Origin of the sequence: Selenomonas sp. FOBRC9, from assembly GCF_000287655.1 — a bacterium.
GTDB classification, from domain to species: domain Bacteria; phylum Bacillota; class Negativicutes; order Selenomonadales; family Selenomonadaceae; genus Centipeda; species Centipeda artemidis.
This window is the reverse complement of record NZ_ALJR01000027.1, coordinates 23,029-49,539: the sequence shown is the minus strand read 5'-3', so window position 1 is coordinate 49,539 and position 26,511 is coordinate 23,029. Positions and strand designations below refer to the sequence as shown.

Here is a 26,511-nt window from a genome sequence, read left to right as displayed (position 1 = left end):
CCCGTCATTGATTTTGCGGAGGTCTCTATGCTGCATTATGTTCCGGCGGTCATCGCATTGCTCCTGCTTATCATTCTGTTTCGTTACCTGCCGGGGCGCGTTTTTTTCATTTTTGCCTTCTTAACCGCAATTATGGGCGGCGTACTGCTTCACACCCAGATGGAAAAGCGTGAGGAGCCGCCGCTCACACAGGAGCGTCTCGCCGCGATGAACCGCGATCAGGAGCTCTTCGTTCCGTGGTGGAACGATTATCAGAAGGGGATCGGGGAACTGGACCGCTGCTGGACGCGCTACCATCAGATCCTTGCTGATGCAAAGAATGGGGAGAGCGACATCAGGGCGACCTATGCGCGTCTCTCCGAGCTTGAACGCGATATGCAGGATCTGCGCGCGCGTATGGACAAGAATGTGCCGCCCGTGACACTTTCGGACGAGATCTATAATCCTGTCGCGAGCATCGTTGTCAAGACGGACGCGTATGTGGCAGCGGAGCAGAAAGCGGTCACGCTGACACGCGCTGCAGCCGATCCTGCGGCGATGCAGGAGAAAAAGCCTGCGGAGCAGGCACGACTGCTCGAACTCGTTATGCTGCGCGAATCACCTGTCGCACTCTTTATTGAGGATGAGATCGGTGCCGTGCGCAAGTATCTCGCGCCTGTTTCTGCCGTGCATCGTGATGAGCGTGTGAAACCGGATGAAACCACGAAAAAGACAAACGATTAGAAAAAAATCTCGACAAGTTATCTTTTTTACGTTATAATACGGCTTGTGCCATACGGCAGCGCGCTCGTAGTCCAGTGGATAGGACGTTAGCCTCCGGAGCTGAAAGCGTGGGTTCGACTCCCGCCGAGCGCACCACTTTTGAATTATTGCCCTGCAAATTTGACGCAGGGCTTTTTTTGTCTGAAAAAGGATTTTAACAGAATGCGAAGAATATTACAGCAAGGGATTTTTTGTTTTTCGCTAGGAGATGAATGAATGACGCGGAGAGAGGTGCAGGGAGCGACGCTGCGGCCAATGCTCATGCGGACGCTGTATTTGAAAAAGAATACCTTTCGGCAGTTTTTCTACGAGAGTTCGCTCCGCTTCGGTGCGCAGATCGGACGTGATATTGCTGCGCTTAAAGACGAGACGGCATCTATTGTCAATAAGAAGTATATGTTTTCATTCGGAACGGACAGGAGCGGCGCGCAAAGCTTCCTCAAATGGATTGCGGATGAGTTCAACGCAGAGGACGTGTCCCATGAGCAGGAAGAGCGCCTGCGCCGGCTTGTGGCGGAGTATCCGAAGATCCGTGCATACATCCGTGTCGATGCAGATCAGCTCGTTTTTGATCATGAACGATTTGCCGAGGATGTAGTCGCCGGACGCTTCAAAGAGACGATCTTCGGACTGACCTTTGATATTCAAAGTATTATTGAGACGGCGATCAACACCGGATCCGTGGCGCTTGATTTTTCCATTGAGCCATTCAAGAAAGAACTCCTGCTGTGCGACCATGTGCGGGCGAACATCCAGCCCTATCCGGAACGCCTTCTCACCGATATGAGTCTTGGACATTGGGAGCTGTATGAGGAACTGACGGACGACGGACGTGAGGACAGCGTATGTCTGCGCCTGCCGCCGACGGATTTCCTCGTGGCGCGTCCGCCGCAGCTCGACGTGATCATGAACGGAACGTGCGCCATTGACTTCGGCACACGCAGTACGGTTGTCGTCTGCCGCGACCGCGATGCGCGTCTCCTGCGCATCGGCAAGGGAGATTATTCCCATGAGCCGACCATTCAAGACTATGAAAATCCGACGGCAATCGAGTTGATTGATATCGAGAAGTTCAAGATGCTCTACCGTGCGCGCGAAGGGCGTCCCTATACGGAGTGGGCGCAGGTTACTGCGTCGCATCAGGCGGCGGATGCGATCTTCGAGCGTCAGTCTACAGAGGGGATCTCGGTCTACTACTCCGTATTCAGCGAGTTGAAACGCTGGACGCGCGATACGGCGAACTCACCGATCCTCAAAGACCGGCACGGTTACATCCAAGAGGTAAAGCCCTATGCCGAGACACTGCCGCTCGATGCGGGCGGATTTGACCCCATTGAGATCTATGCATATTACCTTGGACTTTACATCAATAATATGCACCGCAGCATCTATCTCGACTATATTCTCTCGTTCCCGGTAGGCTATGAGAAGGACGTGCGCGAGCATATCCGCATGAGTTTTGAGCGTGGACTGAAGAAGACGCTGCCCAAAGCGCTGCTCGACGATACGGAGATGATGCGCCGCTTCCGTGTCTACGACGGGGCAAGCGAACCTGCCGCCTACGCTGTCAGCGCACTCGAGGCGTACGGGCTCGAGCCGAAGAATCCGGGCGAAGAAGTTGCCTACGGTGTTTTTGATTTCGGCGGCGGCACGACAGATTTTGACTTTGGGGTGGAGTATGTGCCGGAGAACCGGCGGCGCAAGTTCATCATCGAGCAGTTCGGCTTTGGCAGCGATATGTATCTCGGCGGCGAGAATATTCTCGAACTGCTTGCCTACGAGGTGTTCAAGGATAACCTTGCAGAGATGCGCAAGCACAAGATTACGTTTGCGCTGCCGCCCGAATGCGAGACGTTCGCAGGGGCGGAGGCGCTCGTACGCGAGACGCGAGACGCGGCATCACATCTCAACAACAAGATCCTCGCCGAGCGGCTGCGTCCGTTCTGGGAGCGCGGCGCCGGCTATGACGAATTTGCGACAGGCGACGGCTTCAAGACGACGCTCACGCTCTTTTCCTCGGAAAAGACCGGGAACGCGGGCAACCGTGCGCAGGTGCATATCGACATCGACGTGCGCAAGCTCGAGCGCACGCTTGAGGATCGGATTCGGCGCGGGGTGGAAAACTTTTTCCAAGCGATGGCAACGGCGTTCAAGGGGCGCACTGTGCGGCAGGTGCACATTTTCCTCGCAGGCAATTCCTGCAAGGCGCCGATGGTACGCAAGCTTTTCGAGGAGTACATTACGAGCCGGATGGAGAGTACCATGCGCGTACCGCAGACGGGCAAGAGCGATGCGAAAGGAAAACAGAGCGCGGATGCGGGAAAATCCGCCGTGCCGCGCAAGGACGATCCGTTCCTGCTCTATCTCCCGCTCGGTATGGAGGATGAGGAGGCCGGAAAAGGAAAGAAGCTGAACGGTGATTTCGACCGCATGCGCACGGGCAAGACCGGCGTTGCGTTCGGGCTCCTGCGCTGCCGCAAAGGCGGTAAGGATATCAAGATCATCAATAAGAATGTGGACGCGCACGACGAGCTTCTGTTTCCGTATTTCCTCGGGAGCCTCAGCGAGCGCGGCTGCTTCCGCGTGGATATCGACGCACGTGTCGACTACGGTACATGGTCGTACTTTACTTATGCAGATGAGGACGAGTTCGAGCTTTACTACACACAGGAACCCCGCGCGCTGCAGGGACATATGAAGGCATCCGAGGTGCGCATGGTGCGATGTATCATCGACGACGACGATGTGAGCGACGACGATGAGGTCGGTGTCTATATCCGTAAAAAATCACCGAATACCATTGAGTACACAGTCGCCTCGGAGAAAGCGCTCGGGGTAAAGAATTATAAAGGGAAAATATACACGGTCCGACTTTAATTGCTTTATGTGCCGGGAGGAGCAGCGTGATGCATCATTTGCCGTTCAAAAACTATATGGAGGACGCCGTCAATCATATGCTGAATCGGCTGGCGCCGCAATATCCGCACATTTGTATGTGCGAGCGCTGCCGTACGGATATGATGATGATCGCGCTGAACAATCTCCCGCCGCGGTATGTCTCGACGCATAAGGCGGACGTTCTGCGGCGCGTTGAGAGCATGGAGATGTCGTACGATGTGGAGGTGCTGACGGAGACCGTGCGCGCGATGCAGATCGTACACGGACAGCCGCATCATAACCGCAACGAGGAAGGGATCTGACCTTATCATAGGAATAGGAACACCCGCTGATAAAAATTTGTCAAGCGGGTGTTTTTTTGGTAGAATAAGAACGACTGCAAAGAAAATCTGTGCGTCGGCGTCCAAGCGGGTGCGGACGCATTTCTTTTGCGGGCTGTTTGTTACCGGGAGAGGATGCTGCTATGTTCGCGAGGATTCGCCGCGATATTCGCGTTATCTTTGAGCGCGACCCTGCCGCGCAGAGTACGCTTGAGGTCGTACTCTGCTATTCGGGGCTGCACGCGATCTGGGCACATCGCCTTGCGCACGCGCTCTATCTGCGCGGCTGGGTGCTCGTACCGCGTTTGATTTCAAATGTCGCTCGCTTTTTGACGGGGATCGAGATTCATCCCGGTGCGACGATCGGCGAGGGTCTTTTCATCGACCACGGCACAGGCATCGTCATCGGCGAGACGGCGGAGATCGGCAGGAACGTCACGCTCTATCAGGGCGTAACGCTAGGCGGCACGGGCAAAGAAAAGGGAAAGCGCCACCCGACGATCGGCAACAATGTCGTCGTCGCCTCAGGCGCTAAGGTGCTGGGCTCGTTTACCGTCGGAGACCATGCGAAGATCGGTGCGGGTTCGGTCGTACTCAGACCCGTGCCCGCCCATGCGACGGTCGTCGGCATCCCGGGACGCATCGTCATGATGAAGGGGCACCGTGTCCGTACGGAGGAAGAGCTCCTTCGCGCACGTGCGCTGTCGGCGGAAGAAGGGGAGAGTGTCGAGGAGATCGCCGCAGAGCTGGACGTCGACCTCGACCACGATATCCTACCCGATCCGATCGCAGAGGGCATCGAGCTGATGCGGCAGGAAATCGAGATCCTCAAAGAACGCCTACATGCCCTTGAGGAAAGATCATAGAGGAGTCCTATCATGCTTACTGTGTATAATACAATGACGCGAAAGAAAGAGGAATTTCATCCGCTGAAGGAGGGCGAAGTCAGCATCTACTGCTGCGGTGTGACGCCGTACAATGATCCGCACATCGGCAATGCGCGCCCCTTTGTCACGTGGGACGTCATTCGCCGCTATCTCGCGCGCAAGGGCTATCGCGTGCGCTACATTCAAAACTTCACCGATGTGGACGATAAGATCATCAATGCTGCGAATCGCGAGGGCGTGACGTGGAAGGAGATCTCGGATCGCTATATCGCAGCGTATTTCACGGCGATGGATGCACTGAACGTGCATCGTGCCGACGTGTTCCCGCGCGTTTCAGAGACGATGGAGGACATCATTCGCATGGTTGGGACTCTGATCGCACGCGGCTATGCCTACGCGACGAGCGAGGGCGACGTTTACTACAGCGTGGAGAAATTCGCGCATTACGGAAGACTGAGCGGGCGCAGCCTCGACGATATGGAGGCGGGCGCGCGGGTCGAGATCAACGAGACGAAGCGTCACCCGATGGACTTTGCCCTGTGGAAAGCGGCAAAGCCGGGCGAACCCGCATGGGACAGCCCGTGGGGGAAGGGACGCCCCGGATGGCACATCGAATGCTCCGCGATGTCGGTGAAGTACCTCGGCGAGGCATTTGACTTTCACGGGGGCGGCAGCGACCTCATCTTCCCGCATCATGAGAACGAGATCGCGCAGGCGGAGCCGTGCATCGACGGACATGAGAAATTTGCACGCTATTGGCTGCACAATGGGTTCATTACGATTGACAACGAAAAGATGTCGAAGTCAAAGAACAACTTCTTTACAGTGAAGGACATCCTCAAGGAGTTCCCGGGAGAAGTGATTCGCTTCTTCATCCTCCAGACACATTACCGCAGCCCGCTTGATTTCAGCGACGAGCGCCTGCGCGAGGCACAGGCGGCGCTCGCGCGCCTTGCCCATACGAAAGAGGTGGTCGACGAGCTCTCGGGACGCGAGGGAACGGCGGATACAGCCGCCGCGCTTGCGGCGCAGGCAAAAGATTTCCTCGAGGCATTCGACGCGGCGATGGACGACGACTTTAACACGGCACTCGCCCTCAGTCAGATGTTCGGGTTGTCCAAGGAAATTAACCGATACCGACAGGAGCTCGAGCACGGCACGGCGTTCGATGCGGCACATTTCGCGGAGGCGGCGGACGCCTACCGTACGATGGCGGAGATCATCGGCATCTTTGAGCAGGAGCCGGCTGCGGCAACCGACGGTCTTGCGGACGGTCTCATGGAGATCATCATCGCTCTCAGGCAAGACGCGCGTGTACAGAAGAACTGGGCGCTTGCCGACCGCATCCGCGACGAACTCAAAGAGCGTGGCGTTGTTCTCGAGGACACCCCGACCGGTGTGCGCTGGAAGAGAGCATGACCGCAGTATGAAATTTGAACGCTTTCAAGAGCTTGTGCATATGATGTTCGCGCCGGATGCTGAGGGGAATATCATCACACGCTACGAGACGGTTGATGCGCGGGAGGTGCATCCGCTCGTGCTCGCCTACGTGGGGGACGCGTATTTTCATCTCTATGTGCGGATGCGGCTGCTTGCCTACGAGCAGGCAAAGGTGCAGATCCTCGATACGTTTAGCGCGCAGATCGTCTCGGCAGTCTGGCAGGCGAAGGCATACCGCGGCATCGAGTCGATGCTCTCGGAGGAGGAGCGGACAATTTACCGCCGGGCGCGCAATACGAAGAGCCATGCGCCGCGCAGCGCGACGGTTGCAGAGTACCACACGAGCACCGGTTTTGAGGCGCTGCTCGGATCGTTCTATATGCGCGGAGAGACGGCACGGCTCGAAGAGATCGCGGAAGCAGCGTTTCAAATCATCGCTAAAGAGATGATGGAACAGATAAGGAACAATCACAATGGAAATTAAACTCATTTCAAAGACGCCAAACTACCTCAGAACCTGCTGGACAGCAGCGCGCACCTGCTACAGTGCGGACTCCCCTATCGAGCTCATCGTACAGGAAAAGACGGACGAAGAGATGCTGCGCCTCATCGACCGCATTATGAAGAGCAAGCACCTGAGCGTCATCGAGCACTGCGCCATGACATTTGCAGTGAAGAACGTCTCGCGCACACTCCTCGCGCAGTACAGCCGCCACCGCATCGGGGTGTCGCTGAGCGTGCAGAGCCAACGCTATGTTTCCGAGCAGTCCGAGAAGCAGCCGGGCGGTCTCTTTGGTCATGTCGTTCCACATACCGTGATGGAAAACGGGGAAGCGCATACACGTTATATGGAGTGCATGAAGGCGATCCAATCGGCGTATGACGATCTGCTCTCGCTCGGCGTTGCTAAACAGGATGCGCGGTTTGTTCTGCCGGGCGGCGCGTGCACGAATTTCGTTACGACGCTCAATCTGCGCTCCTTCATGGACGTCTATGAAAAACGTGTCACGACGCCGGGGGCGCAGTGGGAGATCAAAGAAATGATGCTCCGTATGCGCGATCTCATCGTCGCAGAGGAACCATGGCTCGAAACATATATCCCGCGTGCATAAGCGCCGTGCGGCTGAGAATACATATAGGAACGCTGAGAGGAGCGCGGGCATGAAACAGGAAAACCGGCACATTGAGGAGCATTCGGTCGATCCTCCTGCGGGAATCCTCGCGGGGCGTCATGCGATCACCGAGGCGATCAAGGCGGGGCGCGGAATCAACCGCATTCTCATCGCGGACGGACTGCATGGCAGCGGCGTGCGGGAGCTGCGCGATCTTGCCCGCGCGCATGACATTACGGTCGACATCGTGCCGCGCGCAAAGCTTGATGCGGCGGCGCAGGGGGCACGGCACGGTGGGATGCTTGCCTACGCCGCACCCGTCTCCTATGTGCCGGTCGAAGAGATCATCTCTGCGGTACGGGCGCGTGGAGAAGAGCCGTTGCTGCTGCTCCTCGACGGCATCGAAGATCCGCACAACCTCGGCGCCTTGCTGCGGACGGCGGACGCGGCGGGGGTACATGGTATTCTCCTCCCGCGCCGGCACAGTGTCCCGCTCACCGAGACGGTGGCACGCGTCTCCGCAGGTGCGCTCGAATACGTCCCCGTCGCGCACATCGGCAACGTCGCGCAGACCATGCGCGCACTGAAGGAAGAGGGCTTTTGGATCGCGGGGGCGGATATGGCGGGAAGCGATACCTATGACAAGGCGAACCTGACGGGTGCGCTCGTTCTCGTCATCGGCAGCGAGGGACGCGGTATGAGCCGCCTCACGCGCGAGCTCTGCGACTTTACCGTGCGCCTGCCCATGCGCGGGAAGATCAACTCGCTTAATGCGTCCGTCGCAGGGGCGATCCTCATGTACGAGGCGATGCGCCAGCGCACAGCGAAAGACGCGGTGCCGCATGGCTAGGATAAGGGAATGCGAATACTATATCGTCGACGGCTACAATGTCATCAACGCGTGGCCGGAGCTGATCCGGCTGCGCGGCAACCTCGACGAGGCGCGCGACGTGCTCGTTCGCATTCTCGCCGAATACGGTGCATTTGAAAACTACGAAATGACGATTGTCTTTGATGCACTCTTTACTGAAGATGAAGAGCGCGTCATCGAGCTCGGACGACGCCTGCGCGTGATTTACACCGGCGCGGGCGAGACGGCGGACAGCTGCATCGAGCGCCTCGCCTATCGTGCGGTACGCGATGGGCGTGAAGTTCACGTCGTCACCTCCGACGGCGCCGAGCAGAGCGTTATCCTCGGCGCGGGCGCTTACCGCATCCCCTCGCCCGAACTGCGCCGCGCCGTCAAAAAAGCAAAGAAACTGATGAAGGCGGAATACATCGGCACGCATACGCAGCCCGCAGGACGCATCGAGGTGCATGAGCGGCTGGACACCGATACCGTCGCGCGTCTCGAGGAACTGCGCAGAAAGAAATAAACCCGCAGGGAAAGCCGTCACGCTAGAGATAGAAAATACATATGAAAAGATGAGTTGCAGCCTTTTCCATCCGAATCTGCCGTATATTGCGCGTATATTATGAGGAAAACGCATGGAACTCAAAATCCTGACGACATTTAAGACCATTATCCGCACGGGCAGTTTTTCAAAGGCAGCTCGGCGGCTCAACTATACCCCGTCCACGATCACCTTTCACGTTGCGCAGCTCGAGGAGACGGCAGGCGTGCGGATCTTTGAAAAGAGCGGTCGGCGCATGGCTTTAACACAGGCGGGCGAAGCCCTCGTTCCGTATGTGGACGACGTGCTCGAAGCCGCACGCAAGATCCAAAATTTCCAATATGACATCTCGGACTACCGCGGCGCGCTCACCATCGGAGCGCCCGAATCCATGCTCTGTTTTCGCCTGCCCGCGCTCCTCAAGCGTCTGCACCGGCAGGCGCCCCATGTGGATCTGCGCCTGCGCTCGCTGACAAGCCGCGATGTCGTGACGGCGCTGCATGAGGACACCGTGGATATCGGCTTTGTTTACAGTGTGCATGAGAAAGACAGGGAGCAGCTTGATTTTCGGGCATTTGAGAGCAGCCCCGCGCATTTTTACGCATCGCCGTCGGTTGCAATGCGCTGCCCCGATATGAAGACGAGCAGACAAACCGTCGCTGATATCACGCGCGTCGCGACGCCGATGCCGGGGGAGATTCGCGCTCTGCTGGATGACTATTTGAGTAAAAAAGAGATTACATTTGACAATACCATCGAGCTGCGCAGTACGCAGACCATCATCAACCTCATTGAAAATGACATGGGTGTCGCGCTTCTGCCGGATTTCGCCGTGCAGGATCGCGTAACGCGCAAGGCGCTTGCTGTCGTGCCGTCGGAAAAGATTCACGTCCGCTCCTTTTGCGGCACACGAAAAAATAAATGGCACAGCCCCGCGATGACACTCTTTTTCGACGTTTTGTCGGAGTATAAGGACACGGCGGACAGTTGCTAGCGGTTGACCGGAGGTCTCGGCGCAGCGATGCGCCGGGGCGCCTTTCTTTATTGAGGAGAGATGCGTATGGAACAGATAGCTGCCGAGGAAATCACGTCGTTTAATACGAGTATGGATCTTCTGTGCCGGCGCCGCGATCTCGTTCTCGTCGTCCCGGGAGCGCTGATCTGTCTGCGCAGCCTCTATCAAAGAGCCGCGCTGCGCGGCGTGCTTTCGCAGCTGCGTTATGTTATCCTGCGCGAGGAGGACTATGTCGTCGGTACGATGGAGGAAAAGCTGCGGGATGTGGTGCGCGCGGCGGGAAATCTCCCCGGTGTGCGTGTGATCGTCATCTATCTCTCCTGCCTCGATATCCTCGTGCGGCTTGACTTCGCGGATATAGAGGCGTGCCTTTCGGCGGAGACGGGATGCGTCGTGCGCTGTTTTTTCCGCGGACCTCTTGCCAAGGCGGACGCCATGCCGCATGAGACGGCGGAGGATATACTGCGCAGCCTGCCGCCGGAGGAGACGTGCATCGAGGCGGATATATCTCTGCCGCCGCCCATGAGCGATATTGCGGGCGCAGCGGATTTCCTGCGCGCAGCGGATACGGCGAATGTGCTTGTCACACCGTCGGGCTGCCGCAGCCCCATCGCGCGTATGGATATGATGCGGGAACGGCGGGACGTCTATGCCGCGCTTCCCGCGGCGGAGGACTATATCTTCGGCATGGAAGAGACGATACGCACGCAGGTGGAAGAACTTGCGGCGGGCGCCGCATTCCAAAAGCTGAACCTTCTCGGCTCACCCGTGCCTGCATTCATGGGGATGCAGGAGGAATTTATCTTAGAAAATTTGTCGTCCTGCGGCTGCAAGGGGAAGTTTTTCCCGACGAGCGGCTTTCAGGATGCCGTCACGGGGATTGCGGCGGCGTCTCTGTCCTTGGTATGGGAGGCTGCGGCAGATTGGGGGACGACATCATCCTGTGTGTATGTGCTCGGTTGGAGCGAGATGCTTGTCGGTGCGTGCGCACAGTTTGCAGCGGCGGAAGATTTTTTTGCAAAGCGCGGATATAGGATGCATATAGCGGGGCGAGATGTTCTTTCGGAACGCCCCGCGCTTGCTTGGTGCGTATCAGCTGCGGGACTGCCTGCGGCAGATTGGCTGCATGACACTTACGATATTCCTGTGCTGCAAACGCTGCCGCTCGGTGCGCAGGGCAAAGCGGCATGGGAGCGGACGGCGGCAAAGATGCTCGGCAGGACGTACCGGGCGAATGCGGCGCAGGAGACCGCAGGGAGTAAATCATATGGGCGGAACAGCGAACGTATTCTCCTCATCGGCGATCCGATTGCCTCGCGTGCCATCGTGTGCGTCCTGCGCGCTTACGGGTATTGTGACATTCGGTGCGCGGCGTACGCGTGGACGGATGAGACGGCGGAACTCTATCGCCGTGCGGCAGGGCGTGAGGAAATATTGTGCTTTCAAACCCGTGAAGAATTAGAGCCGCTGTGGAATGCGGCTGATATCGTGGTCGCCGATCCTGCATTCTGTATCGTGTACGGCGAGAAACGCCTGTTGCCGCTACCGACCGGGTACCTCTCCGGCAGAGATGCTGTGTGCGCGGACGGGGGCGTCTTGGGTGCGGCGTTCCGGAGGGCGCTCGCCGCATTTCTTGGCATACAGGGAGGGGGGGATACTTCAAAAAAACTGAAATAATGATTTTAATCTTTTCGATTGTTCTAATCAAGTGATTATGATAAAGTCTGAAACAATTCTAGTTGACGACATCAAAGGGGGATTACAACATGACAAAGAAAAAAATTGCATCTCTTCTTACGCTATGGCTTGCGGGCAGCGGAATCGCAAGTGCGGCACAGCCTGAGATACAGAGCGATAGGATGCAGGCGGAAGTCGATACCTATGAACTGCCCGCAGTTACGGTGACGGGGACGCGTGCACTTGCCGATACGGACGGACGGCTCGTTTTGCCGGGCGGATTTCAGGCGGAGCAGACGAATTTTGGTCTGATGGGTGATCGGGACGTGATGCAGGTGCCGTATACGGCGCAGAGCCTCACAACGAAGAATTTCGATACGTTTTCTGCGCCGTCGGGCGACGTGAATCAGGTTCTCGCGAATGTGCCGTCGCTGCGCGTGGGCACCTCGCTCATCAAGACGGACTTCTCCGCGCGCGGGATGCTTGCGAACGGTTCGGCGATGTATCTCAACAATGTGCCGGGCTTCTTCATCATGGCAGCTGGTCCGGTGACGAATACGATTGGACGTGCCGATGTTATGGTCGGGCCTGCGGCAACGCTTTCCGGCTCGGTGCAGTCCTACAATGGCCCCGACGGCGGACAGCCGGTCTCCGTCTACCTCTATACGAAGCGCCCGGAGAAGGGCGACTTCACGCGCTACCGGCAGACGATGGGCGGCTACGGCCACTACGGCAGCTATATCGATGTGAACCGCAGCGGTCTCGGTGACGGTACGTTCGGCGTGCGTGTCTACGGCGAGCACAGCGAGGGGAACTTCTCCGTCAGCGGTGCGGGACGGAGAAAGAGCAACCTCTTTGTCGATGTGAGCCGCGAGACACCGAAGAGCACGACGAATCTCTTCGGCGGATACTACAAGGACCGCCTGCGCGGAACGGAGCGGCGCTTCCAGATTCAGCGCACGGCGCGGCAGGTGCCGAATGCGCCCGATGCGAGCCGCAGCTACGATGATCCGAATCTCATGTACAGCGGCTGGGACGGTTATCAGATCACGCTCAACCACGAGCAGCGGATCAATCCCCATACGAAGTGGTTCCTGAACGCGGGTACGAACGATATGACGAACCGCCGCTTCATCTATTGGTCGCAGGTGACGATTGATGGAGACGGCAACCTGCGCGACAACCGCGTCTGGTCGCAGTATTTCTATCTCAAGAGCCGCTACGGGCAGGTCGGTGTGAACCACAAGTTCAAGACAGGGGCGGCGGAGCATGACGTGACGCTCGCCGTGGACCGTTCGTGGCGCGTGCAGTACAACAATACGCGGAGAGATGCTCCAAATGCTCATGTGACAGGCAATATCTACTCCGGCATCATCTACAATCCCTCGATCTACAGCTACGACATCTCCGGCAGCCTCGGCCAGAAGTTCCAGTATCAGGAGATGGATACGAGCATCAACCTGATGGACAATGTAAAGATCGGGAAGTGGAATCTGCTCGCGGCCGTCACGCGCCGCCACGGGAACTACCGCGGCGCAGCTGCAGGCAGCGAGACGAAGGATACGCAGTATGCGCCCACGTTCGGCGTGACCTATGCGCCGACGGATCGCCTCTCGGTCTACGGCGCGTATGCAAAAGCCACGACGCGCGGGCAGGTGGTCGGCAGCGGCTATGTCAACGAGGGGGCGATTCTCCCCGCAGTAAAGGTCACGCAGAAGGAAGTCGGCGTAAAGTACAAGTTCGGCAGCATGTATGCCGCGCTCGCCTATTTCGACGTGAACCAGCCGAACTATGTCGATGTCGCGAATCCTGCCGTTCCGGGGACGAAGTTCCTCCGCCTCAACGGCGAGAACCGCTACCGCGGCGTCGATCTCAGCGTCACGGGCGCAGCCGCGCCGAAGTGGAACGTATTCGGCGGGATTCAGTACCTCCATGCGCGCCAGCAGCGGACGCAGGGCGGCGTAAACGACGGCCTGCCGACGGACAGCTCGGCGCCGTGGAGCGCCGTTGCGGGGGTTGAGTATATGCCGAATGCGGACTGGACCATCACGGGGCGTCTGAACTACGTCTCGCGCGGCACGATCATCGGCACCGGCCGCCGCGAACTCTCCGTACCGTCATCGGCAGTATTTGATCTCTTTGCGAACTATCGGACGAAGATCGGAACGACGCCCGTGTCTCTGCAGGCCTCCATCTACAACGTATTCGACCGCAGTTACTGGATTTTGCAGCCGGGACAGGGCAGCAAGCTGCTCCTCTCCATGCCGCGGACGTTCATGCTCTCCGCGACGTTTGATCTCTGACGGCACTGCGGATAGACATGCAGGAGGGGCCGCTCCGGGACTTTTACAAGCCTTTGGGGTGTACCCCGTATTGTATTTATGCTATAATTTCAGATGGAAGTTTTGGGAATAGGAGGATGATCATGAAACATCGTTTGTCATTTGGTTTTCTTGCGGCGCTGATGCTCTTCTGCATCGTGCTCGCAGGATGCGGACAGGAGCAGGCGGCGCCTGTAAAGGAGCGCGTTGTAACCGATCCCACGGGCAGAGAGGTAAAGATGCCCGAGGAGGTAAAGAGCATCGCCGTCGTACCGATCCCGTGGGCGTCCGTGGTCTATGCTGTGGACGGTTCGGCCGCCCGCATCGCGGGGATGCATCCGTCGGCGAAGGCGGCCTACGAGATATCCATGCTGAAAAAACTCGCGCCGGAGATGGAGAACATTTCGAGCGATTTCGTGGGGAACGATTTCTCCATCCATATGGAGGAACTCGGCAAACTGAATCCGAGCGTCATCGCCGTCTGGCACTGGCAGGATGATGAGATCAAACAGCTCGAGAAGCTGAACGTCCCGACGATCGCGCTCATGTACGGGTCGATGGAAGCGCTGCAAAACGGCATCCGCGTCATTGGTCAGGTGCTCGGCAAGGAGGAGCGTGCAGAATCTCTCATCGCGTTTCAACGGGATACGATGGGATATTTTGACGGGAAAAAGGCGGCGCTTGAAGGACTGGAAAAACCAAAGGTGCTTTATTTCCACGATCCGTCGGATCTCAAGGTGTACGGCGGCGGGGCGCTCAACACAATGATGATCGAGACGGCGGGCGGCGTGAACGTGGCAAAGGATCTCTCGGGGGAGTCCACGCCGGTCACGATGGAGCAGATCGCCGCATGGGACCCAGATTTCGTCATCCTCAGCAATTTCTCGCCGATTCAGCCGGACGATCTCTACGGGGACCGTCTCGCGGGGCAGAACTGGAAGAACATCAAGGCGGTGCGCGAGGGGCGTGTCTACAAGGCGCCGATCGGTATCTACCGCTGGGATGCACCGTGTATCGAGACGCCGCTGATGATCAAGTGGCTCGCGCAAAAACTGCATCCGGACGTCTTTAACGACTATGTGCTTGCCGACGATATGCGCAGCTTCTATGAGAAATTCTTCGGTTATCAGCTGACCGACGAAGATTTGAAGTTCATTTTCCATGAGTGAGGCCGGGTTATGCAAAAGAGTAACCGATTGCTGTGGCTGAGCCTGACCGGCGGTCTGATCGCCGTGTTTTTCCTCTCCCTGGCGGCGGGGCGTTACCCGCTGTGGCCGGACGAGGTCGCTGAGATTCTGATGAATGCCCTCGGCGGTGCGCCCGCAGACGATATGGCATCGACCGTTGTACTGGAACTGCGCCTGCCGCGTACTCTGCTCGCGATGCTGGTCGGCGCGGGGCTGTCGCTCTCGGGTGCGGTATATCAGGGGATCTTCCGCAATCCGCTCGTCAGTCCCGATGTGCTCGGCGTCAGCAGCGGCGCGGGTTTCGGTGCGGTGCTCGGCATCCTGCTCTGGGGAACGGGCGGCGGCACGTCCCTGCTCGCCTTTATCTGCGGTGCGGCTAGTGTGTGGCTCGCGTACTATTTCTCCAAGAGTCGCGGATCGGTGTCGATGATGTCACTCGTCCTTTCGGGCATCATCATCTCGTCCATCTTCTCCGCGCTCATTTCACTGGTCAAATATGCCGCCGATCCCTATGACAAACTGCCAGCCATCACCTATTGGCTGATGGGGAGCTTTTCCAAGGCGGACTTTGACAAGCTCGAAATCATCGGGCTCCCGATGATCGCGGCGGGGGCGCTCCTTCTCGCAATGCGCTGGCGGATCAACATTCTCTCGCTCGGTGAGGAGGAGGCGCGTTCGCTCGGAATCGATCCCGCGCGGCTGCGCAATATCGCCATCGTTGCGGCGACCGTTATCACGGCGCTCTCCGTGACCAGCTGCGGCATCGTCGGCTGGGTCGGACTCGTCATTCCGCATATGTGCCGCCGGATGGTCGGCGTCGATCATCAGCGGCTGCTGCCGGCAACCTGCTTCGTGGGCGCGATCTTTCTTGCACTCGTCGACATCTGTGCGCGCAGCCTGCTCGCAGCGGAGCTGCCGATCGGCATCCTCACCGCACTGCTCGGCGCACCCTTCTTTGCCGTACTCCTCAAGCGTACGCGGGAAAAAATGGGGGATTGGTCATGATCGAGGTGAAGGACGCCGCATTTTCTTACGACGGCAAAACAGAACTCTTTTCCGGGCTGAACTTCTCTCTCGCCGCAGGCGAGATACTGACGATTCTCGGACGCAACGGCATCGGCAAGACCACATTCCTCCGCTGTCTGCTCGGCATCCTGCCGTGGACGCGCGGCGGCTGTTTGGTGGCCGGGGAACCTCCCGTACCCGACGCCGTCAGCGATAAGATCGGGTATGTGCCGCAGAGTCATGCCCCCGCGTTTCCCTATACCGTCTTTGAGATGGTCATGATGGGGCGGGCGCGGCGCATCGGCCTCTTTCGAACGCCGAGCGATGAGGATCGCCGCCGTGTGGCGGAGCTGCTCGAACTCGTCGGCGTTGCGCCGCTCGCGGATCGACGCGCGACGGAACTCAGCGGCGGCCAGCTGCAGATGGTCTACATCGGGCGCGCGCTTGCGACCGAACCGAAGATCATGATCCTCGACGAGCCGGAAGCGCATCTCGACTTCCACAATCAGCTCATCGTCCTGCGCCTGCTCAAAAAACTGGCAAGCGAGCGGAACATGACGATTGTTATGAATACGCACTCCCCCGAGAATGCGCTGAAAATATCAGATAAAAGCCTCATGATGCGCCGCGGCGCATATGTATTCGGCGAGACGCAGACCATCCTCACGGAGGAAAATCTGCGCCGCTTTTTTGACATCGACTGCCGTGTGCTTGAGGCGCAGGTCGACGGTGAGACGCAGCGCGGGCTGCTGACATTACTGTAGTAGAAAAGTGGAGCTGCTGCGTTCGTGCAGCGGCTCCACTTTTATCTCGTGATCGTCATCTCCGGTGCGGTATGCATTCGGATCTCGAAGGTGCGCGGCCACGGGAAGTATGCCGCGGCATGTGAGCGGCGTACTTGGAACGTCGTGCTGCCAACACGGAACGGGGCACGGAATGCGGCGGTTGATTCGTAAGCGGCGATGCGGCGCGTGAGATCACGGGCGAGCAGATCGTTCGCCCAGCGCGCATTTTTCTCTAGGTCGAGATCGGCGGTGTTCGTAAAACCTGCAGTATGCAGTGTCCCATTGATGCGGTCGATGCCCTCCTTGAGATAAAATTCGTCCTCCGCGATGCGCCCTGTGAGGAAGGTGACGTTGGCATAGGTTGCCGCTTCACGTTCTTCCTGCATCTGTGCCTGTGCGAGCGCGCAGTGATAGAGTACTGCCTCCGAGAGCGCCGTACCGATGGCATTGCTCGCCGTGTTCCAGCCCGCATAGGCGCTGAGAGCGTTTACGGGGACATTATGCTCAACGAGAATGGGGAGCAGTGTCTCCTCAGCGCTGAACCTGCGGGAGAGGTCGACAAGCGCGATATGCTTTCCTGCTGCAAGCTGCCCTTTGATGTATGCGGCGGCGGGAGCTCGCGTGCCGAGCGTATCCGCGCTGCGGTCGCCCGCGGAGATGAAGAGCGTGATGTCCGCAGCGCCTGAGTCGTCCGCCGCGCATCCGAGCAGGGCGATCTTTTCGCGCGCCGTTTCGTCATTGGAGACTGCCATGAAGGGGAACACGGCATTCGCCATGGGCGGCGCAGCATAGCGGAGGGTGATGCGCGGCGCCTCCATACCACGCTCGCGCATCTCGTCGACGGCGAGTCGCGCGAGCATGGTGAGTGCGATTTCGTCGGCACCATGCACAATGACGGCGCGGTTGGCGGGAATATGTTTTGCAGAAAGCAGTGTGCTCAGTTCCTGCTTTTTTAGATTGCCCACGGAATACGGTTCGCCGTCATCCTGCCCAAGCACGAGCCGTGCGAGCACCCCCTCCTCCGTAAGCTCAATGAGCATGGCGGCAAGCGCCGTACTCTCTTCGAAGTGGGCGAGATATTTTTCTAATTCGTCGTTGGTAAAGTCCCCATGCAGACGCGATAATTCGTCGGCATCTACGGGAACTCCTTCGCCCATGCGCCCGAGGAGGCGCGCGTAGGAGAGGAGAGCGCGGCGCGCGCGCAGCCCGTCGATGCTGTCCTGCGCCGCGGCGCGCGGGAGGATATAAAAGGCGTGGAGGGGGACATCAGGATGTGCGCCGTGCAGAGCGCGCAGATATGAGGCAAGTCCCTCGATATCCTCCCTGGAAATATGAGCCTCACGTGCGGCGATGAGCCCCCCCGAGAGGAGTTGGTCGACGGAGAGTATGACGGCAGAGGAATCCTCTATGTGTGCGGCGAGCCATGCGCGCATATCAGCCGTGCTGCCGGGCTGTGTGTAGTAGTCCATGATTTCAGACGGAGGGAGGAGAATTTCGCGGCTGACTATTTTTCCGCCGTTCACAACGAAATCCGTACACGGGGGGCGTGAGTCGAGCGGTACGAGGAGAATAGGGCGATCGCCCTCCTGCACAGAGAGGACGGGGGGATAGAGAATGCCCTCCGGGCGGGAGTGCAGAATGTATCGGAAGAAGAGAACGGCGCAGACGAGGGCAAAAATAATTACAATCCATTCTTTACGCAAAATTTCTGCCTCCTCTCTTCATCGCCGCACAGTATAGCACAGTGCGCACAGGCTGAAAAGATGCATGTGCATCAATTTTTCATCACAGGGTAACGAGTGCGGCGCAACAGGTTGAAATAAGGATAGGAAATGTGGTAAAATAACAAGACCTATGGTAGGATACCGGGAGGGATACAATGCGGATCATTACCGGCAGCGCGCGCGGATGCCGTTTGAAAGCCCCGCCGGGAGAGGCAACGCGCCCGACTGCGGATCGCACGCGCGAGGCACTGTTCAGTATGCTGGGAAGCCGTGTCATGGATGCGCAGGTACTCGATCTCTTTGCGGGGACGGGGGCGCTCGCCCTTGAAGCACTCTCGCGCGGCGCGGCGCATGCCGTGATGATCGACCGCGCAACACATGATGTCCTCGTGGAGAATGCCAGGCGGACGAAGCTCGCGCAGCGTGTTGAGCTCCGCCGCGGCGATGTCTATGGACATGCTGCAGAGCTTGCACGTGCAGGCCGCACCTTTGATCTCATTTTTGCCGATCCTCCGTATGCGAAGGGCGATGCGCTCCGCGTGCTTAGGGCAGTGGATTCCGGCGTCCTGCTTGCCGCAGACGGACTTTTTGTTCTTGAGCAGGGGGCAGGAGAGGAATGTGCAGAGCATGTGGGTGCGCTCTCACTCATACGGGAGCGGCGTTACGGCGCGGCGCGCATCTGTTTTTATGAACGTCGGGAGGCTGCAATATGAGGCGGGCGGTATTTGCCGGAAGCTTTGATCCCGTAACAACAGGGCATATTGATATTATCGAGCGTTCAGCAGCGATGTTTGACGAGCTCATCGTCTGCATTTTTCACAATATCCAAAAGGAAGGCTGCTTCCCTGTAAACGAACGCATTCGATTTTTGCGCGAGGCGACGTCACATGTGCCAAATGTCCGCGTGGATGTTTCCTCGGGACTTCTCACAGACTACATGCAGCAGGAAAATGCGCGCGTTGTGGTGCGCGGGCTGCGCTCGGTCAAGGACTTTGAGTATGAGGAGAACCATGCGGCGATGATTCGCCACCTCATGCCGGAGAGTGATACCATCTTTTTACTGACCCGCCCGGATCTGACCTTTGTCAGTTCCTCGGGCGTTCGGGAACTTATCCGTTTCCGCGGTCCGGTGCAGGGGATTGTGCCGCCGTCAGTCGAGCGGGCAGTTTTGAAGCTATATGGAAAAAATAAGCAGTGATTCACGCGCCGCAGCGCACTGGTAAAGGAGTTTATTTATGGCAGTAACGGACACGCTCAAAAAACTGGAAGATTTGGTAGCGGATGCTTCGCACTTTCCCTTTACGGATAAGGCGCTCGTCAATGACGATGAGATCGTGCATCTGGTGGAAGAACTGCGCACGGATCTTCCAAAAGAGCTGAACAATGCGGCGCAGATCGTAGCGGAGAAGGACAGCATCCTCGGCACGGCGCAGGAAGAGGCGAAGAATATTGTCGAATCCGCGCAGGCGCGTGCAAATCAGATCCTAGAGGAGAGCGAGATCGTCATCCAGGCGAAGGAGCGGGCGCGTGCCATTGTACAGCAAACGCAGGAACAGGCGCGCGAACTGATGGAGCAGACGCAGGCAAGTGCAGCACGACTGCAGAGTGATGCAGACGCTTATGCAAATCAGGTGTTCGAGCAGCTGATCGCACACGTTGGCAGCACATTTAAGGGGGTGCAGCAGGCGGAAGCGGGGCTGAATCAGGCGATGAACGTGCTGCGTACGGCAAAAGCACAGATGAATGCGCCGCAGGGAGAACAGCAGTAATTTTAACAATCGGAGTGCGGAACTATAAAAAACGCTCCTTGACAATGCAGAAAAGCATCGCTATAATGTGAAAGGTCATGCGTCATGATGAAAATAGACGTTGCCGCACCCGCTTTTGCGCTCGGTGAAAGCCGCGCATTTGCGTTCACGGCATCCCCTGTCTCGCTCGATATGGGGGCAGACGCACCTCAGTTCCGCGGTGATATTTGCGTTGCGGGAACGGTGATGAACACGGGACGGACGTTCCGTGTGGCGGGGCACATTACGGCGTCGAAGGAGTTCGTTTGTGACCGCTGTCTCACCGAAGGCGTGCGGGACATTGCGCATGATTTTTCTGAAGACTATGCGAAGACTACGGGAGAAGCGGACGGGGAGAATGTGGTTGAGGGCGACGAGATCGTCATCGACGACCTCGTGCGTGATACCCTCCTTGTGGCTGAGCCGCTGCGTGAGCTGTGTAAGTCTGACTGCAAAGGGCTTTGTCCGGTCTGCGGACAGAACCTGAACGAGGGGGCGTGCGGCTGCAATACGTTCGTACCCGATCCTCGACTGGCGGCTTTAGAGAGTCTGCTGAAGAACGACTAAGGAGGTGTATCCAAAGTGGCAGTACCAAAGAGAAAAACATCGAAAGCACGCCGCGATCGTCGCCGTGCAAACTGGAAGCTCGAGGCGCCGAACTATGTCGCGTGCCCGCAGTGTCATGAACCGAAGCTCCCGCATCATGTGTGCCTGGAGTGCGGCTATTATGACGGAAAACCTGTGGCCGAGGCTGCTGAATGAGACCACACGAAGCTGCTGTAAGAAGCCTATGCGCTTTTTGCGGCGGCTTTTTATTTTTTGCCCGATACCTCTTGCTTTTCTTTTTAGTACCTAGTATAATGCCTTTATACTGATAGCATCAGGTGCTAAATTTATGAGAGAGGAGGGGCTGCGTTTTGACAGAAAAAAAACGACGCCGACAGGAGATACTGGTCAGTGCGGTGCACAAAGAACCTTTTTTAACGGATGAAGCGCTTGCCAAAAAACTGGCCGTCAGCGTGCAGACGGTGCGCCTGGATCGGACGGAGCTCGGGATACCGGAGCTTCGTGCACGCGTGCGTACGCTCGCCGAGCACGCACGCGAGAAGGTTCGCGCCATCCCCCACACTGAGGTTGTCGGCGACCTCCTCTCGCTCGATCTGGGGCGCTGCGGAACGTCGGCGCTCAAGGTGACGGACGACCTGCTCTTTGCAGATTTGGATGTCGCGCGCGGAACGGCGCTCTTCTCGCAGGCAAATTCACTCGCTCTTGCAATCATCGACGCCCCCGTCGCTATGACGGGTGTCGCAAATGTGAAATATAAAGTTCCGATTCGGAAGGGCGATACGGTGATTGCGCGTGCGGAGATTGTTAAAGTACGCGGAAACAAGACCTTTGTGTGGGTCAAGACGTACCGCGAAGACAAAGAAGTATTTCGTGCAAAATTTATTGTGGTATCATTGGAAAAATAACGCGGGATTCTCATAGGAGAAGGGAGTGCAGGATGCGGATAGCGGTCGATGCGATGGGCGGAGATTTTGCCCCGAAGGAAATCGTTCGGGGGGCGCTGGAGGCAGCAAAGAAATACGACTGTGAGATTCTTCTCGTCGGCGATGAGGAGAAGATCCGCACCGAGCTGCATGGAGAGAATATCGACGCGCTGCACATTTCCATCGTCCATGCCGCCGAGGTGATCGGAATGAACGAACACCCGGCGGAGGCTGTGCGTGCTAAGAAAGACGCTTCCGTCGTTGTCGCGACACGCCTGGTAAAGGACGGAACATGCGACGCTGTATTCTCGGCAGGTTCGACAGGGGCGGCGGTTGCGGCGGCACAGCTCATCCTGCGGCGGATCAAAGGTGTCGGCCGCCCCGCCATCGCGACGCCAATGCCAACGCCGGACGGCGTCACGCTCATGCTCGACTCCGGTGCGAATGTGGATTCGAAGCCCGAGCATATCGTACAGAGCGCCGTCATGGGCTCCTTTTACGCGCAGTACGTGTTCGGTGTGCGCCGGCCCCGCATCGGTCTTCTCAACATCGGTGAGGAGGCGACGAAGGGGAACGAACAGGCGAAAGAAACCTATGAACTGCTCGCCGCTGAACGGAATATTCACTTCTGCGGCAACGCCGAGGGGCGAGATGTACCGAAAGGCAGCTTTGATGTTGTCGTTTGTGATGGATTTGTTGGCAATGTTGTGCTAAAATTTGCAGAGGGGCTTGCAAAGACGATTTTGGGTCTTATCAAGGAAGAAGTGCGCAGCGGCGGCCTCATGGCAAAGCTCGGCGCACTGCTCCTCGTGCCGACCCTGCGGCGTCTCGGCAAACGCCTTGACGTCCGGGAATACGGCGGGGCGCCGCTGCTCGGCGTAGATGGCTGCTGCGTCATCGGGCATGGCTCGTCCGATGCAAAATCCGTTGCGAGCGCGATCGGTGCAACCGTAGACTATGTCAACGGAAAGGTGCTCGATCAGATACGCGAGGCTCTCGCGAAGGAGGAGCGTTCGAATGCATAAGATCAGCGCGGGCATCATCGGGACGGGGTATTATCTCCCGGAGAAGGTGCTGACAAACTTTGACCTTGAAAAGATGGTGCAGACCAATGATGCATGGATTGTTGAGCGCACAGGGATTCATGAGCGCCGCATCGCAGCGGATGATGAGCCTGTCTCGGCGCTCGCACAGCGTGCAGCAGAGATGGCGCTTGCCGATGCCGGGATTACGGGCGCAGATCTTGACCTCATCATCATGGCGACGCTCACCTCCGACCGCATCATTCCGGCGACGGCTTGTATCCTGCAGGATCGTCTCGGCGCGGTGCATGCGGCGGCGTTTGATCTCTCGGCGGCATGCTCCGGGTTTGTCTACGCATCTTCCATTGCGGCACAGTTCATTGAGAGCGGCATTTACCGCCATGTGCTTGTCATTGGCGGTGAGACACTCTCGCGCGTCATCGACTGGCAGGATCGCAATACCTGCATCCTGTTCGGTGACGGCGCAGGCGCAGCAGTCTTTGGCCCCGTGGAGGACGGCTACGGCGTGCGCGCCTTTGACCTCGGCAGTGACGGCTCGGGCGGCGACACGCTCGATATTCCGTCGAGCGGCAGCCTGTGCCCCGTGACGCCTGAGACCATCGAACAGCGTCTCACCTATGTCCACATGGACGGCAAGGCGGTTTTCCGCTTTGCGACCAAGGTCATGGGAAAAACCGTGGAAACATCCCTTGCACGGGCGGGGATGCAGCGCGAGGAACTCGATTTCCTCGTACCGCACCAAGCGAATATCCGTATTATCCAATCGGCGGCGAAGCGTCTTCATATGCCGATGGACAAAGTTATTATAAATATTCATCGTTACGGCAATATGTCTGCCGCATCCATCCCTGTCGCCCTCGCGGAGGCGGCGCACGCTAAGCGCTTCAAAAAGGGAGATCATATAGCCCTCGCAGGTTTCGGTGCGGGACTTACATGGGCATCGTGTATTATGAAGTGGGCGAAGGAGGAAAACAATTAATGTTTGAAAACAATCCGGTTTGCCGGATGCTTGGTATCAAGTATCCAATCTTCCAAGGCGGTATGGCGTGGATCGGCACAGCTGAGCTTGCCTCTGCCGTCTCAAATGCCGGAGGGCTTGGCCTCATTGGGGCGGGACACATGCCGCCTGATGCGCTGCGGAGTGAGATCCACAAGGTCAAGGATCGGACGAAGAACCCCTTTGGCGTCAACGTCATGCTCATGAGTCCCTTTGTGAAGGAAGTCATGCAGGTCGTGCTTGAGGAGCGTGTGCCCGTCATTACGACGGGGGCAGGCAACCCCGGCGAATATGTTCCGGCGCTCAAGGAGATCGGCTCGAAGGTGATCCCCGTGGTCGCCTCTGTCGCCCTTGCACGCCGCCTCGTGCGTACCGGCGTGGATGCCGTGATCGCGGAGGGAACGGAGTCCGGCGGACATATCGGCGAGATCACGACTATGGCGCTCTTGCCGCAGGTCGTGGATGCCGTGGATGTACCCGTCATCGGTGCGGGCGGCATCGCCGATTCCCGCGGTATGGCGGCGGCATTTGCGCTCGGCGCACAGGCGATTCAGATGGGCTCGCGCTTTGTGATGAGCGAAGAGTGTATTGCGCATCCGAATTACAAGAAAGCCGTCCTGAAGGCAAAGGATCGTTCGACTGTCGTCACCGGACGCTCGCTCGGGCATCCCGCGCGCGTTTTGCAGAACAAACTCTCGCGCAAATATGAGGAAATGGAAGCGGCGGGCGCCTCGCACGAGGAACTCGAGCAGCTCGGTGTAGGAAGTCTGCGCCGCGCAACCCACGATGGAGACGTGGACAACGGCTCCGTCATGATCGGCGAGATCTCGGGGATGCTCTCTGACATCAAGCCGGTCAAGCAGATCATCGAGGACATTGTCGGCGGTCTGCCGGATGCCTTTGATCGGGCGTGTGCCGTCTATCGGTGAGGAGATCACTATGGGAAAACTAGCATTTATTTTTCCGGGACAGGGCGCGCAGGTCGTCGGTATGGGAAAGGATCTGTTCGACCGCTACGATCTTGCGAAACAGCGCTTTGCCGAAGCAGATGCAGCGCTCGGCTATTCCATCAGTACACTCTGCTTTGAAGGTCCTGCGGAAAAACTTCAGCTCACGGAGCATACGCAGCCGGCGATCCTGACCGTCGAGGTCATCGCCGCAGAGCTGCTGCGCGAAGCGGGAGTGGCACCCGAAGTGGCGGGTGGACACAGCCTCGGCGAATATGGCGCGCTCGTTCTCGCGGGCGTGATGTCGTTTCAGGATGCCGTTTTGCTTGTGCATAAGCGCGGCGCCTATATGCAGGAAGCCGTTCCCGTCGGCGAGGGCGCGATGGCTGCGGTTATCGGGCTTGACGACGAGCGCATCGTCGCCGTATGTGCCGAGGCGAGCAGCGCCGGCGCAGTACAGGCGGTCAACTTTAACTGCCCGGGGCAGACGGTTATCGCGGGTACTGTGAGGGGCGTTGAACGGGCAGTGGAGCTGCTCAAGGAACAGGGGGCGAAGAAGGCGGTCATTCTTCCGGTCTCTGCACCGTTCCATTCGACACTCATGGCGCCGGCGGCGCAAAAACTTGCGGCAGAGCTGGACAAAGTAGAGATCCGCGACGCGGCATTCCCGGTCGTCTCGAACTATACGGGCAAACTCCAGCAGAGCGCAGCGGAGATCAAGAAAAATCTAATCGCGCAGGCGGATCACCCCGTGCGCTGGATTGCCTGTGTTGAGACTATGAAGGAGTTCGGCGCGGACACCTACGTTGAGTGCGGCCCCGGCAAGACTCTTGCGGGATTCAACAAGCGCATCGACAAATCGCTTGTCAGCATGAACGTCGAGAATGTCGATTCTCTGCAAAAAACACTTGACACACTAAAGAAGTAATGATTAAATGAGTTCGGTCGAAAGGAATCAAGGAGGAGGACATTCATGATTCTTGGTGGGAAAGTCGCCCTCATAACGGGCGCATCCCGCGGCATCGGGCGTGCCATTGCAATCCGCCTCGCGGCGGAGGGCGCAAAGATTGCCGTCAACTATGCGGGCAACACCGCAGCTGCCGAGGAGGTCAAAGCCGCTATTGAGCAAAGCGGCGGTACGGCGATGCTCATCCAAACGGATGTGTCGGATGCTGTCGCTGCGGCGGAGATGGTCGCACGGGTTCATGAGGAATTCGGCGGTCTTGATATCCTCGTCAACAACGCGGGAATCACACGTGACACCTTGCTCCTTCGCATGAAGGATGAGGACTTTGACACTGTGATCAATACCAACCTCAAGGGTGTATATGCCTGTACGAAGGCGGCGGCTAAGCTGATGACGAAGCAGCGCAGCGGACGTATCGTGAACCTTACCTCCGTTGTCGGCGAGATCGGCAACGTTGGTCAGACGAATTATGCGGCCGCAAAAGCGGGCGTCATCGGGTTCACGAAGGCGGCGGCGAAGGAACTCGCCCCGCGCGGCGTGACGGTCAACGCGATCGCGCCGGGATTCATCGAGACAGACATGACAGCCGTCCTCAAGGACAATATTCGTGAAAAGATCGTCGAGGGAATTCCCCTCGGTGCGCTCGGAAAACCTGAGCATGTCGCCGATGCCGTTCTCTTCCTCGTAAGTGACGCGGCATCGTATATTACTGGCCAAACGCTGAATGTAGACGGCGGCATGGTTATGTAGCAT

General features: G+C 58.0%; 27 protein-coding genes and 1 tRNA gene. 27 read left to right on the top strand and 1 reads right to left on the bottom strand.

Annotated elements, in window-relative coordinates; all coding sequences use genetic code 11:
- The first annotated feature begins 27 nt into the window (after nt 1–27).
- From HMPREF1147_RS06790 to HMPREF1147_RS06715, 16 genes are all read left to right on the top strand, one after another.
- Nucleotides 28–723: a hypothetical protein gene (locus tag HMPREF1147_RS06790; protein ID WP_009658250.1), complete on the top strand. Its 696-nt coding sequence runs from the start codon at nt 28–30 to the stop codon at nt 721–723.
- Between the two features lie 60 nt (nt 724–783).
- Nucleotides 784–858 (top strand) — tRNA-Arg (locus HMPREF1147_RS06785).
- Nucleotides 859–978: 120 nt separating this feature from the next.
- Nucleotides 979–3,639 carry a hypothetical protein gene (locus HMPREF1147_RS06780; protein WP_009658208.1) on the top strand — a complete coding sequence of 887 codons (2,661 nt, stop codon included), beginning with the start codon at nt 979–981 and terminating at the stop codon, nt 3,637–3,639.
- Nucleotides 3,640–3,668: 29 nt separating this feature from the next.
- Nucleotides 3,669–3,962, top strand: a complete 294-nt coding sequence (locus HMPREF1147_RS06775) for a late competence development ComFB family protein (RefSeq protein WP_009658228.1) — start codon at nt 3,669–3,671, stop codon at nt 3,960–3,962.
- 161 nt (nt 3,963–4,123) lie between these two features.
- On the top strand, nt 4,124–4,846 hold the full coding sequence (gene cysE, locus HMPREF1147_RS06770) for a serine O-acetyltransferase (protein WP_009658224.1): 723 nt from the start codon (nt 4,124–4,126) through the stop codon (nt 4,844–4,846).
- Nucleotides 4,847–4,858: 12 nt separating this feature from the next.
- A complete protein-coding gene (cysS, locus tag HMPREF1147_RS06765) occupies nt 4,859–6,286 on the top strand; it encodes a cysteine--tRNA ligase (protein WP_009658234.1) in 1,428 nt (475 codons plus the stop codon).
- A gap of 7 nt (nt 6,287–6,293) precedes the next feature.
- Nucleotides 6,294–6,791, top strand: coding sequence for a Mini-ribonuclease 3 (locus HMPREF1147_RS06760; RefSeq protein ID WP_009658220.1), 498 nt, complete (start codon nt 6,294–6,296; stop codon nt 6,789–6,791).
- On the top strand, nt 6,781–7,419 hold the full coding sequence (thyX, locus tag HMPREF1147_RS06755; RefSeq protein WP_009658275.1) for an FAD-dependent thymidylate synthase: 639 nt from the start codon (nt 6,781–6,783) through the stop codon (nt 7,417–7,419). Before HMPREF1147_RS06760 ends, thyX begins: the two co-directional genes overlap by 11 nt.
- A 49-nt stretch (nt 7,420–7,468) precedes the next feature.
- Nucleotides 7,469–8,269 carry a 23S rRNA (guanosine(2251)-2'-O)-methyltransferase RlmB gene (rlmB, locus tag HMPREF1147_RS06750; RefSeq protein WP_009658216.1) on the top strand — a complete coding sequence of 267 codons (801 nt, stop codon included), beginning with the start codon at nt 7,469–7,471 and terminating at the stop codon, nt 8,267–8,269.
- The gene (locus HMPREF1147_RS06745; protein ID WP_009658226.1) at nt 8,262–8,795 is read left to right on the top strand and encodes an NYN domain-containing protein; all 534 of its coding nucleotides are present in this window, start codon (nt 8,262–8,264) and stop codon (nt 8,793–8,795) included. The genes rlmB and HMPREF1147_RS06745 overlap by 8 nt, the downstream gene beginning before the upstream one ends.
- A 112-nt stretch (nt 8,796–8,907) precedes the next feature.
- The gene (locus HMPREF1147_RS06740) at nt 8,908–9,807 is read left to right on the top strand and encodes a LysR family transcriptional regulator (RefSeq protein ID WP_009658272.1); all 900 of its coding nucleotides are present in this window, start codon (nt 8,908–8,910) and stop codon (nt 9,805–9,807) included.
- A gap of 66 nt (nt 9,808–9,873) precedes the next feature.
- Nucleotides 9,874–11,505, top strand: coding sequence for a hypothetical protein (locus HMPREF1147_RS06735; RefSeq protein WP_009658213.1), 1,632 nt, complete (start codon nt 9,874–9,876; stop codon nt 11,503–11,505).
- Nucleotides 11,506–11,594: 89 nt separating this feature from the next.
- Nucleotides 11,595–13,808, top strand: coding sequence for a TonB-dependent siderophore receptor (locus HMPREF1147_RS06730; protein WP_009658274.1), 2,214 nt, complete (start codon nt 11,595–11,597; stop codon nt 13,806–13,808).
- Between the two features lie 122 nt (nt 13,809–13,930).
- On the top strand, nt 13,931–14,995 hold the full coding sequence (locus HMPREF1147_RS06725; protein ID WP_009658264.1) for an ABC transporter substrate-binding protein: 1,065 nt from the start codon (nt 13,931–13,933) through the stop codon (nt 14,993–14,995).
- A gap of 9 nt (nt 14,996–15,004) precedes the next feature.
- Complete coding sequence (locus tag HMPREF1147_RS06720) at nt 15,005–16,018, top strand: iron ABC transporter permease (protein ID WP_009658241.1); 1,014 nt, start codon at nt 15,005–15,007, stop codon at nt 16,016–16,018.
- Nucleotides 16,015–16,782, top strand: coding sequence for an ABC transporter ATP-binding protein (locus tag HMPREF1147_RS06715; RefSeq protein WP_037350433.1), 768 nt, complete (start codon nt 16,015–16,017; stop codon nt 16,780–16,782). The genes HMPREF1147_RS06720 and HMPREF1147_RS06715 overlap by 4 nt, the downstream gene beginning before the upstream one ends.
- A 41-nt stretch (nt 16,783–16,823) precedes the next feature.
- Here HMPREF1147_RS06715 and HMPREF1147_RS06710 read toward each other — a convergent pair whose 3' ends face one another.
- Entirely contained in the window at nt 16,824–18,506 is a 1,683-nt protein-coding gene (locus HMPREF1147_RS06710; RefSeq protein ID WP_009658270.1) for a DUF4127 family protein, read from the bottom strand.
- Nucleotides 18,507–18,682: 176 nt separating this feature from the next.
- Between HMPREF1147_RS06710 and rsmD the strand changes: the two genes are divergently transcribed.
- The 11 genes from rsmD (at nt 18,683) to fabG (ending at nt 26,508) form a co-directional block, all read left to right on the top strand.
- Nucleotides 18,683–19,240, top strand: coding sequence for a 16S rRNA (guanine(966)-N(2))-methyltransferase RsmD (rsmD, locus tag HMPREF1147_RS06705; protein ID WP_009372018.1), 558 nt, complete (start codon nt 18,683–18,685; stop codon nt 19,238–19,240).
- Nucleotides 19,237–19,725 (top strand): pantetheine-phosphate adenylyltransferase, encoded by a 489-nt coding sequence (gene coaD, locus HMPREF1147_RS06700; RefSeq protein WP_009372017.1) that lies wholly within the window; start codon nt 19,237–19,239, stop codon nt 19,723–19,725. Before rsmD ends, coaD begins: the two co-directional genes overlap by 4 nt.
- A gap of 37 nt (nt 19,726–19,762) precedes the next feature.
- Nucleotides 19,763–20,296 carry a hypothetical protein gene (locus HMPREF1147_RS06695; protein ID WP_009372016.1) on the top strand — a complete coding sequence of 178 codons (534 nt, stop codon included), beginning with the start codon at nt 19,763–19,765 and terminating at the stop codon, nt 20,294–20,296.
- Between the two features lie 84 nt (nt 20,297–20,380).
- Nucleotides 20,381–20,881: a DUF177 domain-containing protein gene (locus HMPREF1147_RS06690; protein ID WP_009372015.1), complete on the top strand. Its 501-nt coding sequence runs from the start codon at nt 20,381–20,383 to the stop codon at nt 20,879–20,881.
- A 15-nt stretch (nt 20,882–20,896) separates the two neighbouring features.
- Nucleotides 20,897–21,076, top strand: coding sequence for a 50S ribosomal protein L32 (gene rpmF / locus HMPREF1147_RS06685; protein ID WP_009658221.1), 180 nt, complete (start codon nt 20,897–20,899; stop codon nt 21,074–21,076).
- A gap of 155 nt (nt 21,077–21,231) precedes the next feature.
- Entirely contained in the window at nt 21,232–21,786 is a 555-nt protein-coding gene (gene fapR / locus HMPREF1147_RS06680; RefSeq protein ID WP_009372013.1) for a transcription factor FapR, read from the top strand.
- A 32-nt stretch (nt 21,787–21,818) separates the two neighbouring features.
- On the top strand, nt 21,819–22,829 hold the full coding sequence (gene plsX / locus HMPREF1147_RS06675) for a phosphate acyltransferase PlsX (RefSeq protein ID WP_009372012.1): 1,011 nt from the start codon (nt 21,819–21,821) through the stop codon (nt 22,827–22,829).
- Nucleotides 22,822–23,826 (top strand): beta-ketoacyl-ACP synthase III, encoded by a 1,005-nt coding sequence (locus HMPREF1147_RS06670; RefSeq protein ID WP_009372011.1) that lies wholly within the window; start codon nt 22,822–22,824, stop codon nt 23,824–23,826. The genes plsX and HMPREF1147_RS06670 overlap by 8 nt, the downstream gene beginning before the upstream one ends.
- Nucleotides 23,826–24,773: an enoyl-[acyl-carrier-protein] reductase FabK gene (fabK, locus tag HMPREF1147_RS06665; protein WP_009372010.1), complete on the top strand. Its 948-nt coding sequence runs from the start codon at nt 23,826–23,828 to the stop codon at nt 24,771–24,773. The genes HMPREF1147_RS06670 and fabK overlap by 1 nt, the downstream gene beginning before the upstream one ends.
- 10 nt (nt 24,774–24,783) lie before the next feature.
- Nucleotides 24,784–25,719 carry an ACP S-malonyltransferase gene (fabD, locus tag HMPREF1147_RS06660; RefSeq protein ID WP_009658219.1) on the top strand — a complete coding sequence of 312 codons (936 nt, stop codon included), beginning with the start codon at nt 24,784–24,786 and terminating at the stop codon, nt 25,717–25,719.
- A 45-nt stretch (nt 25,720–25,764) separates the two neighbouring features.
- On the top strand, nt 25,765–26,508 hold the full coding sequence (fabG, locus tag HMPREF1147_RS06655) for a 3-oxoacyl-[acyl-carrier-protein] reductase (RefSeq protein WP_009658284.1): 744 nt from the start codon (nt 25,765–25,767) through the stop codon (nt 26,506–26,508).
- Nucleotides 26,509–26,511 lie beyond the last annotated feature (3 nt).